This is a genomic window from Noviherbaspirillum sp. Root189 (genome assembly GCF_001428545.1).
Taxonomy (GTDB): domain Bacteria; phylum Pseudomonadota; class Gammaproteobacteria; order Burkholderiales; family Burkholderiaceae_D; genus Noviherbaspirillum.
This window is the reverse complement of record NZ_LMHZ01000012.1, coordinates 228,764-241,827: the sequence shown is the minus strand read 5'-3', so window position 1 is coordinate 241,827 and position 13,064 is coordinate 228,764. Positions and strand designations below refer to the sequence as shown.

The following is a 13,064-nucleotide window of genomic DNA, read 5'->3' as shown; positions in this document are numbered from 1 at the left end:
AATAAGTGCGCTTCGGCTTGTAAAAAACTCCGCTTTTTTCAATGTGCTCTGCCTGAAGACAGCGATATTTAAATCGCTCAATTGCTTGTTGGGGTTTCAGTACTCTTACCCCAAAAAGCAACAGTGTTGGCTGTCTCCATACTATTTAACGCGTCTTGACAAGTACTGAGCACGACCCGTGCCAAGACGGTTTGCGAGCACGATGAAACAAATTGCGCTGTAATTTCAAGTGATCTACCGGAAATCTCCCAAAAAATTGCACCACGGTATTCTGCAATGCATTAAAAACGCAAAACGATTGTAATTTTTACGGTGGCGAGGAGTGGGGTGGATAGCCTTTTGAAAAACTGTGTACATTCGTGCCTGATAACGGTAAGTCAGTTTTAGCGTAACGTTTCACACAGATGTAATCGCACACCCAACAGTAATGGCCGGCAATATTGTGGAGTGACAGGAAATCACGTTGAAACGGTGCACGTCGCTGGTGCTGTCCTGCACAAACAAGCAAATGTCCTATGCGCCTAGTTTTGCCAAGACGAGCCGGTATCATGCGGTTATGTACACGTGACAAGCGTGTACCGATAAATGGAATCAACAGGAGACGGTTATGCCAGTAAGCTTCAGAAGTTTTGCGATATCGGCGGTATTGTGCCTCGCCATCATCACGGCCACGGCCACGGCAGCGGAAGCGGAAGCGATCCGGTCTTTCGAAGCAAATACGATGGAGCGCCTTGTCGACACCCAGAAGGGCAGGCCTTTTGTACTCGTTGTCTGGTCACTCGACTGCGAATACTGTCAGGCGAGCCTGAAAAACCTTGCGGAGGAAAAGCGCAAGCGCAAGGACCTTCATGTCGTTACGCTTTCAACCGATCCCCTCGGCGATCCGCAGGCTGTTGCATTAATGAAGAAGAAACTTGAGTCCACAGGCATGAGCAGCAACGCGTGGGCTTACGGCGATGCGTCTCCTGAGCAGCTACGTTATGCGATTGATCCAAAATGGCATGGCGAAATGCCGCGCAGTTACTGGTTTAATGCGCGCGGCGAACGGGTGGCGTACTCGGGAGTCATCACTGCTGAAATCATTGCAAAACTGGCAGCGCGATAAACGCATGATCGACAACATGCGGTCAGTGCAGGGCCAAGCGACCACCTCGATTGAAAATGTTTGTGATCCTGTTTGTGATTCGCGGCTTGCCAAACGCCATGATTTGCTGCACTATTGATTAAAACAGGCTTCAACATCGTTGAAAACATATGACTTTCGCGCGCTTTTACTTTTATTTTTACTTTAGCTATTCCAGCCCAATGGCGGTGGAGAAGCGGTAAGCGCACGAATAAAAGAGCTAAACCGAATCCTAGAAAAACCGCCAGCGATGGCGGTTTTTTCATTTGTACAGTCTTGAACCCTTCTATCTGGAGAAAAAACATGCCGCGCACCGATGACTTACGCATTCGCGAAATGAAAGAACTGCTTCCACCTTCGCACCTTATCCGCGAGTTTTCCTGCAGCGAGCATGTGGCTACCACCGCCGCCAATGCGCGGTTGGCGTTGCATCGTATCCTGCACGGACAAGACGATCGCGTCATGGTCGTTATCGGGCCGTGTTCCATTCACGACACCAAGGCCGCAATGGAATATGCGCGGCGCCTGGTCAAGGAGCGCGATCGCTTTGCCGGTGAACTTGAAATCATCATGCGGGTATATTTTGAGAAGCCACGTACCACGGTAGGCTGGAAGGGGCTGATCAACGATCCTTACATGGACAACAGTTTCCGTATCAACGACGGCTTGCGCATGGCGCGCGAACTGCTCATGAATATCAATGAACTGGGCCTGCCGGCAGGTACCGAATTCCTTGACGTGATCAGTCCGCAATACGTGGCCGACCTGATCAGCTGGGGCGCGATCGGTGCACGTACCACGGAATCCCAGGTCCACCGCGAACTCGCATCGGGCCTCTCTTGTCCGGTAGGTTTCAAGAACGGTACCGACGGCAACATCAAGATTGCAGTTGACGCGATCAAAGCGGCGTCGCAGCCCCACCATTTTCTCTCGGTGACCAAGGGCGGCCACTCCGCAATCGTTTCTACCAGCGGCAATGAAGATTGTCACATCATCCTGCGTGGCGGCAAAGCGCCGAATTATGATGCGGCCAGCGTTGACACCGCTTGCAAGGAAATCGCGGCAAACGGCCTGGCTTCGCGCTTGATGATTGATGCCTCGCATGCAAACAGCTCGAAGAAACCCGAGAATCAGGTGCCGGTTTGCGCCGACATCGCAGCGCAAATTGCCGCAGGCGACACGCGTATTGTCGGTGTGATGGTGGAGTCACATCTGGTGGCGGGTCGCCAGGATCTGATTCCCGGTAAGGAACTCACCTACGGCCAGTCTGTCACGGACGGCTGCATTGATTGGGATTCCAGCGTCAAGGTGCTGGAAGGTTTGGCGGAAGCCGTGAAGCAGCGCAGGTTGCAGGAACGAGAATAAGTAGTTGTGTGTGATGGCGGCGTCGCGGACTGCGTCCTGATTCGGGGCGCAAGCCGCATGATGGGGCTTTTGAATAGGCTAATCTCAATCGAGCCTGCGACACCTCAAAGTGCTGATATTGCGAGGTTTTTGTTTCTTTTTCAGAATCGTTTGGTCAACACCATCTGCTCGCCGTCGCGGTGCATTTCAGTGCGGTTCAGGAAAGTCATGCCCAGGAGGATGAAGGGCAGGCCCTGCTCCTGCACGACCGCATCGACCTGGTTCAGTTCGATGTCGCCCACCTTCACGGTATTGAGCTTGACCGCATAAGCAGGCACGGCTCCGTTGGCTGTGTTGAGGTAGGTGACCCGGCCCTTACGGTAATCAATGCCAAGACGCGTTGCGTCGGATGCCGGAATAGCCACCATGGTTGCGCCTGTGTCGAGCAGCATGCGCACCGTGCCGCCGTTGATCTGTCCCGGCACCACAAAGTGCCCGCGACCATCTGCCTGCAAGGTTACGCTCACACGACCGTTGGATGCGCCGCTGCGGCTGACGTGATCGCCGATGGCAATCGCCTGGCGTTTACCGTTGGTTTCTATCGTGGCCGAGGATTCGCTGGCGCTGACCAGGCGTATGCCTTCAGTAATCGTTGCCCCGACTGAATAAGTTTTTGGGGCACCGCCATCGACGACCAGTACCGCTTTGTTGGGGAAGAGGCCGACCACGCTGATGTCGGCTGCGTGGACAGCGGAAACTGCGAGAAGCAGGCCGGCGGCGGAAACGGGAAAGCGCATGGATGGCAGGCGAAAGTTAAATGGAGAAGCTTTCGGCAATACGAAAGCTTCAACAAAAGCATAGCATCTTCCATTCCCCATGAACAACACCGGAGGCAATACCCGGCTCCCAGGCTTGCGCTTCACATGCCGGTTTCGCGGGCCGGGGCCACGAAACGGACCGCATGACGGTTCAGTCCCGGAAGTTGTTGAATTCCAGTGGCAATTCGCTCACTTCCTTGCGCAAGAGAGCCATCGCGGATTGCAGGTCGTCGCGCTTGGCGCCGGTAATACGTACGGCGTCGCCCTGGATGCTGGCCTGTACTTTCATCTTGCTGTCCTTGATGACGCGAACGATCTTCTTTGCGTCGTCGGTCTCGATGCCGTTCCGGATCTTGATAACCTGTTTGACCTTGTCGCCGCCGATTTTTTCGACTTTGCCAATATCAAGGAAACGTACATCGACATTACGCTTGACCATCTTGGCGGTCAGTACGTCGCGCACCTGGCCCAGCTGGAATTCGCTGTCGGCGTAGCCCGTGAGTTCGTTTTCCTTCTGTTCGACCCGGGCATCGCTGCCTTTGAAATCGAAGCGGTTGGTGATTTCCTTGTTTGCCTGGTCGACGGCGTTTTTGACTTCGACGGTATTGGCTTCGGATACGACATCAAAAGATGGCATGGCTATTCTCTCTTGCTATGTTGATTAGGTTGTTACCCGCTGCTATCCGTTGTTCTATTGTTTTCTCGGGCAGGGACTTGTCATGCTGAAAACACTGACCCATTCTAGCTGACAAAAAAACGGGTGACTAGTTTGGCGACCCTCTATAATTTCAGACCTATGACTGCAGCGCTCCCACTCCATCAAGACTTTTCCCTGAAGCATTTCAATACCTTTGGTATCGATGCCAAGGCGGCCTTCTACCTTCCGGTAAGCGACGACGATATGCTTGATGCCGTACGTCGGGACCCGGACCTGTCGCGCATGCCGCGGCTGGTGCTGGGCGGTGGCAGCAACCTGCTGCTGACCGGCGATGTTTCCGGTCTAGTGCTGCATATGAGCACCAGGGGAATTGCCGTCGTCGGGGAGGATGAGCGGTTTATTTATGTCAGGGCGGCAGCCGGGGAGAACTGGCACCAGTTCGTATTGTGGACACTGGCGCATGGTCTCGGCGGGCTTGAAAACCTGTCGCTGATTCCCGGTAGCGTCGGTGCAGCGCCCATCCAGAATATCGGCGCCTATGGGGTTGAAACAAAGGACAGCTTTCATTCGCTGACGGCTTTCGATTTCACTACCGGTGAGCGGCTGACACTCTCGGCGGAAGACTGCCGGTTTGCCTATCGCGATAGCGTTTTCAAGCACGAGCTACGGGATCGTGCGGTCATCCTTGACGTGACATTCGCGCTGCCACGCCAGTGGCACCCAAACCTGCATTATGCGGATGTGGCCCAGGAATTATCCGCACGCGACATAACGACACCTGACGCCAGGCAAGTGAGTGATGCCGTGATTGCGATCCGCACGCGCAAGCTTCCCGATCCCGCGCTGATCGGCAATGTGGGCAGTTTCTTCAAAAACCCCGTGGTGCCACGCGAACAACGCGACGCTCTCTTGGCAAGGCATCCGACGATGGTGAGCTATGCACAACCGGATGGAAGTTTCAAGCTGGCAGCCGGATGGCTGATCGATCAGTGCGGCTGGAAAGGCAGGACGTTGGGCGCTGCGGGTGTGTATGAAAAACAGGCGCTGGTACTGGTCAATCGCGGCGGCGCGAAAGGCGCAGATGTGGTCGCGCTGGCCAAAGCTATTCAAGCTGACGTGATGTCGCGTTTCTCGGTGCGGCTCGAACCTGAGCCGGTGTTCATCTGAGCTGGTCGATTCTCGACCTGAGGTTGAACCGGCGTTCCAGTGCGGGCTCCGAGTGGCGATAAGTCTCCCTGGAACACCCGCACCATAACGCCCAATTTACCTTACTCCGTGACGAAGTGGCAGACGTAATCCAGCGTTTCCAGGGTTTCGATATCGAAGCTGGAATTGCCTGGCACATTGAAGCTCTGACCTCCTTCGAAAGTATTCCAGGCTTCTTCGCCTTTCAGACGGATGCGGCATTTGCCGGCATTGAGTTCCATGATTTCCGGCGCACCGGTATTGAACGTCAGCGAGGAGGGGAAAATCACGCCGAGGGTTTTTTTGCTGCCGTCAGCGAACTGGACGGTGTGCGAAATGCACTTGCCGTCGAAGTAGATGTTGGCTTTCTTGACGACGGAAACGTTGTCGAATTGAGTAGTCATGGTATTGAGTCTGATAAAGATTTTTTATTCGCTGCTTTTCTTGTCAAGGCGTGGCAGTGAAACCGAAGGATTGGCAGTCAACAGGCCGGCTTTGCCGTAGATGCCAAGCTTCTCGCGCGTATCGATGATATCGAGGTTACGCATGGTCAGCTGTCCGATACGGTCCTGCGGCGTGAACGCGCCTTCGCCTTTTTCCATCGTCAGGCGTTCCGGATGATAGGTCAGGTTGGCGGACTCGGTGTTCAGGATCGAATAGTCATTGCCTCGGCGCAGTTCCACGGTCACTTCCCCCGTGATCGCGCGCGCCACCCAGCGCTGCGATGCTTCGCGCAGCATGATGGCTTGCGGATCGAACCAGCGGCCCTGGTACAGCAGGCGACCGAGTTTGCGGCCGTTGTCGCGGTATTGTTCGATGGTGTCTTCGTTGTGGATGCCGGTCACCAGGCGTTCGTAAGCAATGAACAGCAAGGCCAGGCCGGGAGCTTCATAGATACCGCGGCTCTTGGCTTCAATAATGCGGTTTTCAATCTGGTCGCTCATGCCGAGGCCGTGACGGCCGCCGATGCGATTCGCTTCCATCATCAGGTCGACCGCGTTCGAGAAGGCGATGCCGTTCAGGGCTACCGGGCGGCCTTCCTCGAAACGGATGGTGACTTCTTCGCGCTTGACTTCGACATCGTCACGCCAAAAAGCGACGCCCATGATCGGTTCGACAATCTTCATGCCGCTGTTCAGATGTTCGAGATCTTTCGCTTCATGGGTTGCGCCAAGCATGTTGGAGTCGGTGGAATAGGCCTTCTCTACCGACATCTTGTAGTTGAAGCCGGACTTGATCATGAACTCCGACATTTCCTTGCGGCCGCCGAGCTCCTGGATGAAGCGGTCATCGAGCCAGGGCTTATAGATACGCAGCGCCGGATTGACCAGCAAGCCGTAGCGGTAGAAACGTTCGATGTCGTTGCCCTTGAACGTGCTGCCGTCGCCCCAGATGTCGACCTGATCTTCCTGCATCGCGGCCACCAGCATGGTGCCGGTTACCGCACGGCCCAGCGGCGTCGTGTTGAAGTAGGTCACACCCGCAGTCGAGATGTGGAACGCGCCGCTTTGCAGCGCAGCGATGCCTTCCGCGACCAGTTGTTCGCGGCAGTCGATCAGGCGTGCCTGTTCGGCACCGTACTGCCTGGCTTTTTCCGGGATTGCATTGTAGTCGGGTTCGTCAGGCTGGCCCAGGTTCGCGGTGTACGCGTAAGGAATCGCGCCTTTCTGGCGCATCCAGTGCAGGGCTGCGCTGGTGTCGAGGCCGCCGGAAAAGGCGATGCCTACTTTTTGATTGACGGGAACGGACTGAAGTATGGTCGACATGATTTCTGCTTCGCTTGCTGGGATTGTGGATGATGAATCGGAAAAGACAGTAGCCTTGGGTGATCAGGGATTATTCGAGCTTGCCCAACACCAGATATTCAAGAAGCGCCTTCTGGACGTGCAGGCGGTTTTCCGCCTCGTCCCATACCACCGACTGCGGGCCGTCAATCACGTCGGCGGCGACTTCCTCGCCACGGTGCGCGGGCAGGCAGTGCATGAAGATGGCTTCAGCATTGGCGCGCTTCATTTTCTCGGTGTCGACGATCCAGCCGTCGAATGCCTTCAGCCGCGCCGCGTTTTCTTCTTCGTAGCCCATGCTGGTCCAGACGTCGGTCGTCACCAGATCGGCGCCGGCACAGGCGTCGGACGGGGCGGGGAAGAAAGTGTAATTGGTGTTGCTCGGCGCAACTAGTGACTGGTCGATTTCATAGCCCTTCGGCGTCGACACATTCACATGAAAATCAAAGACCTGTGCCGCCTGCAGCCATGAGTACAGCATATTGTTGGCGTCACCGATCCAGGCGACGGTCTTGCCTTTGATGGAGCCGCGATGTTCGATATAGGTAAACACGTCGGCCAGTACCTGGCAGGGATGGTGTTCGTTGGTCAGGCCATTGATCACCGGGACGCGTGAATGCGCGGCAAAGCGGTCGATGATGTCATGTCCAAAGGTGCGGACCATGATGATGTCGCACATGCGGGACATCACCTGTGCCGCGTCCTCAACCGGCTCGCCGCGACCGAGCTGGCTGTCGCGGGTGTTCAGGTAAATGGCGGCACCGCCGAGCTGGTGCATGCCGGCTTCGAACGACAGGCGGGTGCGTGTCGAGTTCTTTTCGAACACCATGACCAGCGTGCGGTCGACCAACGGGTGGTGCGGCTCGTAATTCTTGAATTTGCGCTTGATGATTCGGGAGCGTTCGATCACGTACTCGAATTCATCAAGCGTAAAGTCAGAAAACTGCAGGAAGTGTTTGATAGCCATAAATGAAAACGGCGGCAAGTGCTTGATTGGCTCCTGCCGCCGGATGGTTGTAAGCTGTTCAATTATAAGAGATTTTCTGTCGAAAAGATAACTTGGCGCCATCCAGCGGCGCACCCGGAGTCAGTACAGCTTTTGCGACGACTCGTGAACCAGTTGCTGGTAAAGCGCATGTCGCAATGGTGCAATCTCGCCGGAATCGACAGCGGAAAGAACTGCACAGCCCGGTTCGGTCAGATGGTGACAATTGTAGAACTTGCAATGCCCCAGGTGCGGACCAAACTCGCGAAAGGCACGTTCCAGCATGCCTTCACTCAGGTGGTAGAGGCCGAATTCCTGAAATCCCGGCGAATCGATGATGCTGCTGCGTTCATTCAGCGTGAAAAGACGGGTAAATGTCGTTGTATGCTTGCCGGAATCAAGTGCTGCGGAAATTTCCCGGGTAGCCAGTTCTGCGTCCGGCACCAGCAGGTTGATCAACGACGACTTGCCCATGCCGGATTGGCCGATCAGAATGGTCGATTGGCCTTCCAGAAGTGGTTGAAGGGTCGCGCAGGTGTGTTCTGGGTCCTTGCGCGCCGAGACCTCATGGATAGGATAGCCAATCCGTGTGTACATGCCGAGGCGCTCGCGGGTCTTTGGCAACAGATCGGCAACATCAATCTTGTTGAGGATGATATGCGGGGCGATGCCGCCGGCTTCGGCCGCGACCAGTGCCCGCGACACCAGGTCGTCCGAATAGCCCGGTTCCGTTGCGACCACAATGAATAGCTGCGTCAGATTGGCTGCCAGCAGCTTGGATTTGTACTGATCGGAACGGTAGAGCAGGGTCTTGCGTTCCTGGATGGATTCAATGACGGCCTGGTTGGCCGAAGTCCGCTTCAGATCGACGATATCGCCGACGGCGACGTCGCTTTTTTTGCCACGGGTGACGCACTGCAACTTTTCGTCACCCGCCTGTACCAGATAATGCCTGCCGTGCGCTGCGATGACGGTCCCGGTTGCTCCACTCATCGTCACTGTGCGGCTTGCCGATAAATTGCATCCACCTTGGCTGCGCTGATGAAGTCGTTCTCCGAAATCCCGCCGCGACCGCCATTGACTGAATGCGTATCGAACTTCGCCACACAGCGGTTGTAGGTAATGATCAGTTCCGGATGATGGTCGTCGGCGTGAATGACATAGGCGATGGCATTTACGAATGCCAGGGTTTCGTAGTAATTCTTGAAATTGAAGGTCTTGACGATCTTGCCATCCTTCAGCTCCCAGCCTTCGACGGCGGCGAGATGTTCGGCGATTTCCGCTTCGGTCAGCGCCGTTTCGGTATGCCGGCCTTTTTTCTGGATGAGTTCTGCTGCGGTTACCATGGTGAAATCCTTGTTATCTTTATCGGCTGGCGAGTAAATGTTGAATACGGACGCTTGCCGGCGGGTGTGAATCGTAGAATGCGGAATGCAAAGGGTCGGGCGTCAGCGTCGACGCGTTGTCTTCGTAAAGTTTGACCAGCGCCGAGACCAGGTCCTGGGCATTTGTATACTGGGCGGCAAACGCGTCTGCTTCAAACTCATGCTTGCGCGACGTGATCGAGCTCAGTGGCGAGAGTATGAACGTGAATACCGGCAGGACCAGCATGAACAAGATCAGGGCCATCGCGTCGTTGTTGCCAATCAACAAAGGGTCAACGCCAAGACCGGTATAGAACCATACTTGCGTCTTCAGATAGCCGAGCAGGGCAAGGAAGCCCAGCGAGATCGCAAACATGACAACGATACGCTTGACGATGTGCTTGAGCTTGAAATGTCCCAGTTCATGTGCCAGCACGGCCTCGATTTCCTGCGGACCGAGCCGAGCGAGGAGGGTGTCGAAGAAAACAATACGCTTGGCGCCGCCAAAGCCGGAAAAATACGCATTACCGTGTGCGCTACGCTTGGAACCGTCCATGACGAACAGCCCTTTGGATGCAAAGCCGACGCGCTGCATCAGGTTTTCAATGCGGGTACGCAGACTTTCGTCCTGCAGCGGCGTGAATTTATTGAATAGCGGCGCGATCACGGTCGGATACAACACCAGCATCAACAGCTGGAAGCCGGTCCAGACGAACCAGGCGTACAGCCACCACAGGTCGCCGGATTTGTCCATCAGGGTCAGGATCACCCACACCAGTGGCAAGCCGATGACGATAGCAACCAGGGTGTTTTTGACCAGGTCACTGATGAACAGGCCGAGGGTCATCTTGTTGAAGCCGAACTTTGCTTCCAGCACAAACTGCTTGTAATAATCGAAAGGCAACTCGATCAGCGCGCTGATCAGGCCGAACGACGCCAGCAGCGCAAGCTGATAAGTCATGCCTGGACCGGTGATCTTGAACAGCGTGACAGACAGCCATTGCAGGCCGCCGAGCAGGGTGAAGCCGATCAGCACGACAGTATTGACCATGAGGGAAAGCATGCCGAGCTTGGTGCGGGCCACAGTGTAATCGGCCGCTTTCTGGTGCGCATACAATGGGATTTTTTCCGCAAACTCCGCCGGTACGGCATGGCGGTGGGCGACCACATGGCGAATATGCCGTGAACTCAACCAGAAACGGAGGAGCACGGTTACGCCGAGGAAGCTGAGGAACAATACGGAGAACGCAAGTGAAGACATGCTGTGCCTGTGAGAAAATGGCGGTTTACCAAGGAACAAATTATGTCACAAGCTACTGAAACGAATAACGGTGCAGACGCAATCGTGCGTCCAAATGAATTTAATCTGGTTTGGGTGGATATGGAAATGACCGGGCTGGACCCGGATTCCGACCGTATTATCGAGGTTGCAGCGGTCGTTACCGACGCCAACCTGAATGTGCTTGCCGAAGGACCGGTATTTGCAATTCATCAACCCGATGAAGTTCTCGACAAGATGGATGCCTGGAACAAGGGCACCCACGGACGCTCCGGTCTGATTGAGCGCGTCAAGGCATCAACGGTGAGCGAGGCGGATGCGCAAGCAGAACTCATCGCGTTCCTGAAACGTTATGTGCCTACGGGCAAGTCACCGATGTGCGGCAACAGTATTTGCCAGGATCGCCGCTTCATGGCGCGCGGCATGCCGAAGCTGGAAGCGTTTTTCCATTACCGCAACCTCGATGTATCGACTCTCAAGGAATTGTGCAAGCGCTGGAAGCCTGAACTGGCAAGCGGCTTCAAAAAGCACCAGAAACATACGGCGTTGGCCGATATCACTGAATCGATCGAGGAGTTACGCTATTACCGAGAGCATTTCATCAAGGCATAGCGCTAAAAGCTTTCAAAAAAGTCCGTATCGATCCATTTCATGTTTACCGGTTTGCCGCACAGGCAACGCAAGAGTCGACTTCAAGGTCGGGAGCCGGTAAACTTCAGTCCCTTTTTTCCAAAGCCGAAACATGGCCTCCGCTACAGATTCTCCGTCGAACGGCACGCTCGACACCGCAACCGATAACCGCAAGGTTCCAACCGAACTGATTGCGAAGGAGGTTGCACGCCGCCGCACCTTCGGCATCATTTCCCACCCGGACGCCGGTAAAACCACGCTGACTGAAAAACTGCTGCTGTTTTCAGGCGCGATCCAGCTCGCCGGCACGGTCAAGGCACGCAAGAGCGGCCGTCACGCCACCTCCGACTGGATGGAAATTGAAAAGCAGCGCGGCATTTCGGTGGCCAGTTCGGTCATGCAGTTTGAATACCGTGGTCATGTCGTCAACCTGCTCGACACCCCCGGCCACCAGGACTTTTCCGAAGATACCTATCGCGTGCTGACGGCCGTCGACTCCGCGCTCATGGTGATCGATGCCGCCAAGGGCGTGGAAGAACAGACGATTAAGTTGCTCAACGTCTGCCGCATGCGCGCGACGCCGATTCTGACGTTCATGAACAAGATGGACCGCGAAACGCGTGATCCGCTGGAACTGCTCGACGAAGTCGAGTCAGTCCTCAAGATCCAGTGCGCGCCGGTGACGTGGCCGATCGGCATGGGCAAGAACTTCCGCGGCGTCTATCACCTCCTGCGTGACGAGATTTTGCTGTTCAAGGCCGGCTCGGAAAGGGCGGACCAGGAGTTCGAAGTCATCAAGGGCATCGATAACCCACGCCTGACGCAAATGTTCCCGCAGGAAATCGAGCAGCTCAAGATGGAAGTGGAGCTCGTGCATGGCGCGTCGCATCCGTTCGATCTCGACGCATTTCTTGCCGGTACGCAGACCCCCGTATTTTTCGGGTCGGCGATCAACAACTTCGGTGTGCGTGAAATCCTCAACGCACTGCTGGACTGGGCGCCGGCACCGCGTTCGCGCGATGCGACGGTGCGTGCCGTGGAGCCGATGGAAGCGCCGTTTTCCGGGTTTGTGTTCAAGATCCAGGCGAATATGGATCCAGCGCATCGTGATCGCATTGCCTTCCTGCGTGTATGCTCCGGCCGCTTCGAGCGCGGCATGAAAATCAAGCATCTGCGCCTGAATCGCGAAATCAAGGTCTCGAGCGTGGTGACTTTCATGGCGTCCAGCCGCGAGCAGGTGGAAGAGGCTTACGCCGGCGATATCATCGGCTTGCCCAACCATGGCAACATGCAGATCGGCGACAGTTTCTCGGAAGGAGAATTGTTGCAGTTCACCGGTATTCCGTATTTTGCGCCGGACTTTTTCCGCTCGGTACGGATCCGTAATCCGCTGAAGATCAAGCAGCTGCACAAAGGCTTGCAGCAACTGGGCGAAGAGGGTGCAGTGCAGGTGTTCAAACCGGTGCACGGCGGCGACCTGGTATTGGGAGCGGTAGGTGTGCTGCAGTTTGAAGTGGTGGCCAGCCGTTTGCTCAATGAGTACGGGGTCGATGCGGTATTTGAAAGCACCAGCATCAGTAGCGCTCGCTGGATTTCAAGCGATGACAAGAAAGCGCTGGCCGATTTCGAAAGATCGGCCGCCGGCGCGAACATCGCTTTCGATGCGGCAAACAACATGGCCTACCTCGCCACGTCGGGCGTCAACCTGAAATTAACCCAGGAGCGCTGGCCGCAACTCACTTTCCACGCTACGCGCGAGCATGCGGTAAAGGTCGGCTGATACCACAAGAATCAACCACGGCCGGCAGAAAAGCCCTTCAAACCGTTGGTTCGAAGGGCTTTTTTATCTTCCTGTCGATAGGAATGCGAGTGATCGGCGACGTCAAGCCGATAT

13 protein-coding genes are annotated in these 13,064 nt (G+C 55.6%); 5 read left to right on the top strand and 8 right to left on the bottom strand.

All coding sequences use genetic code 11. The features are described from left to right. Positions 1-607: 607 nt before the first annotated feature. Positions 608-1,105 (top strand): redoxin domain-containing protein, encoded by a 498-nt coding sequence (locus ASE07_RS08970; RefSeq protein WP_057290457.1) that lies wholly within the window; start codon positions 608-610, stop codon positions 1,103-1,105. A gap of 321 nt (positions 1,106-1,426) precedes the next feature. Next, on the top strand, positions 1,427-2,488 hold the full coding sequence (aroG, locus tag ASE07_RS08965) for a 3-deoxy-7-phosphoheptulonate synthase AroG (RefSeq protein WP_057290456.1): 1,062 nt from the start codon (positions 1,427-1,429) through the stop codon (positions 2,486-2,488). A 140-nt stretch (positions 2,489-2,628) separates the two neighbouring features. On the opposite strand, the gene ASE07_RS08960 is transcribed toward aroG, so the two are convergent. Together ASE07_RS08960 and ASE07_RS08955 are read right to left on the bottom strand one after the other, a co-directional pair. Next, positions 2,629-3,264, bottom strand: a complete 636-nt coding sequence (locus ASE07_RS08960) for a retropepsin-like aspartic protease family protein (RefSeq protein ID WP_057290455.1) — start codon at positions 3,262-3,264, stop codon at positions 2,629-2,631. A 172-nt stretch (positions 3,265-3,436) separates the two neighbouring features. Next, a complete protein-coding gene (locus tag ASE07_RS08955; RefSeq protein WP_057290454.1) occupies positions 3,437-3,922 on the bottom strand; it encodes a YajQ family cyclic di-GMP-binding protein in 486 nt (161 codons plus the stop codon). A gap of 159 nt (positions 3,923-4,081) precedes the next feature. Here ASE07_RS08955 and murB point away from each other — a divergent pair, with 159 nt between their 5' ends. Beyond that, positions 4,082-5,110 carry a UDP-N-acetylmuramate dehydrogenase gene (gene murB, locus ASE07_RS08950; RefSeq protein ID WP_057290453.1) on the top strand — a complete coding sequence of 343 codons (1,029 nt, stop codon included), beginning with the start codon at positions 4,082-4,084 and terminating at the stop codon, positions 5,108-5,110. A 101-nt stretch (positions 5,111-5,211) separates the two neighbouring features. On the opposite strand, the gene ppnP is transcribed toward murB, so the two are convergent. From ppnP to ASE07_RS08920, 6 genes are all read right to left on the bottom strand, one after another. Then, positions 5,212-5,532: a pyrimidine/purine nucleoside phosphorylase gene (gene ppnP / locus ASE07_RS08945; protein ID WP_057290452.1), complete on the bottom strand. Its 321-nt coding sequence runs from the start codon at positions 5,530-5,532 to the stop codon at positions 5,212-5,214. Positions 5,533-5,556: 24 nt separating this feature from the next. Beyond that, positions 5,557-6,894, bottom strand: coding sequence for an argininosuccinate synthase (gene argG, locus ASE07_RS08940; protein WP_057290451.1), 1,338 nt, complete (start codon positions 6,892-6,894; stop codon positions 5,557-5,559). Between the two features lie 70 nt (positions 6,895-6,964). Beyond that, positions 6,965-7,879, bottom strand: coding sequence for an ornithine carbamoyltransferase (argF, locus tag ASE07_RS08935; RefSeq protein WP_057290450.1), 915 nt, complete (start codon positions 7,877-7,879; stop codon positions 6,965-6,967). Positions 7,880-7,999: 120 nt separating this feature from the next. Beyond that, positions 8,000-8,890 carry a ribosome small subunit-dependent GTPase A gene (rsgA, locus tag ASE07_RS08930; protein ID WP_057290449.1) on the bottom strand — a complete coding sequence of 297 codons (891 nt, stop codon included), beginning with the start codon at positions 8,888-8,890 and terminating at the stop codon, positions 8,000-8,002. Between the two features lie 2 nt (positions 8,891-8,892). After that, positions 8,893-9,243, bottom strand: coding sequence for a 4a-hydroxytetrahydrobiopterin dehydratase (locus ASE07_RS08925; RefSeq protein WP_057290448.1), 351 nt, complete (start codon positions 9,241-9,243; stop codon positions 8,893-8,895). A 19-nt stretch (positions 9,244-9,262) separates the two neighbouring features. Further along, a complete protein-coding gene (locus ASE07_RS08920; protein WP_057290447.1) occupies positions 9,263-10,522 on the bottom strand; it encodes a M48 family metallopeptidase in 1,260 nt (419 codons plus the stop codon). A gap of 42 nt (positions 10,523-10,564) precedes the next feature. Here ASE07_RS08920 and orn point away from each other — a divergent pair, with 42 nt between their 5' ends. Together orn and ASE07_RS08910 are read left to right on the top strand one after the other, a co-directional pair. Next, positions 10,565-11,152, top strand: a complete 588-nt coding sequence (gene orn, locus ASE07_RS08915; RefSeq protein ID WP_057290446.1) for an oligoribonuclease — start codon at positions 10,565-10,567, stop codon at positions 11,150-11,152. Between the two features lie 130 nt (positions 11,153-11,282). Then, positions 11,283-12,950 (top strand): peptide chain release factor 3, encoded by a 1,668-nt coding sequence (locus tag ASE07_RS08910; protein ID WP_057290445.1) that lies wholly within the window; start codon positions 11,283-11,285, stop codon positions 12,948-12,950. Positions 12,951-13,064 lie beyond the last annotated feature (114 nt).

What these genes read in the sequence shown, in the direction of transcription:
- ASE07_RS08970 (WP_057290457.1), top strand. Translation starts at nt 608, where the DNA reads ATGCCAGTAAGCTTCAGAAGTTTTGCGATATCGGCGGTATTGTGCCTC.
- aroG (WP_057290456.1), top strand. Translation starts at nt 1,427, where the DNA reads ATGCCGCGCACCGATGACTTACGCATTCGCGAAATGAAAGAACTGCTT.
- ASE07_RS08960 (WP_057290455.1), bottom strand. Translation starts at nt 3,264, where the DNA reads ATGCGCTTTCCCGTTTCCGCCGCCGGCCTGCTTCTCGCAGTTTCCGCT.
- ASE07_RS08955 (WP_057290454.1), bottom strand. Translation starts at nt 3,922, where the DNA reads ATGCCATCTTTTGATGTCGTATCCGAAGCCAATACCGTCGAAGTCAAA.
- murB (WP_057290453.1), top strand. Translation starts at nt 4,082, where the DNA reads ATGACTGCAGCGCTCCCACTCCATCAAGACTTTTCCCTGAAGCATTTC.
- ppnP (WP_057290452.1), bottom strand. Translation starts at nt 5,532, where the DNA reads ATGACTACTCAATTCGACAACGTTTCCGTCGTCAAGAAAGCCAACATC.
- argG (WP_057290451.1), bottom strand. Translation starts at nt 6,894, where the DNA reads ATGTCGACCATACTTCAGTCCGTTCCCGTCAATCAAAAAGTAGGCATC.
- argF (WP_057290450.1), bottom strand. Translation starts at nt 7,879, where the DNA reads ATGGCTATCAAACACTTCCTGCAGTTTTCTGACTTTACGCTTGATGAA.
- rsgA (WP_057290449.1), bottom strand. Translation starts at nt 8,890, where the DNA reads ATGAGTGGAGCAACCGGGACCGTCATCGCAGCGCACGGCAGGCATTAT.
- ASE07_RS08925 (WP_057290448.1), bottom strand. Translation starts at nt 9,243, where the DNA reads ATGGTAACCGCAGCAGAACTCATCCAGAAAAAAGGCCGGCATACCGAA.
- ASE07_RS08920 (WP_057290447.1), bottom strand. Translation starts at nt 10,522, where the DNA reads ATGTCTTCACTTGCGTTCTCCGTATTGTTCCTCAGCTTCCTCGGCGTA.
- orn (WP_057290446.1), top strand. Translation starts at nt 10,565, where the DNA reads ATGTCACAAGCTACTGAAACGAATAACGGTGCAGACGCAATCGTGCGT.
- ASE07_RS08910 (WP_057290445.1), top strand. Translation starts at nt 11,283, where the DNA reads ATGGCCTCCGCTACAGATTCTCCGTCGAACGGCACGCTCGACACCGCA.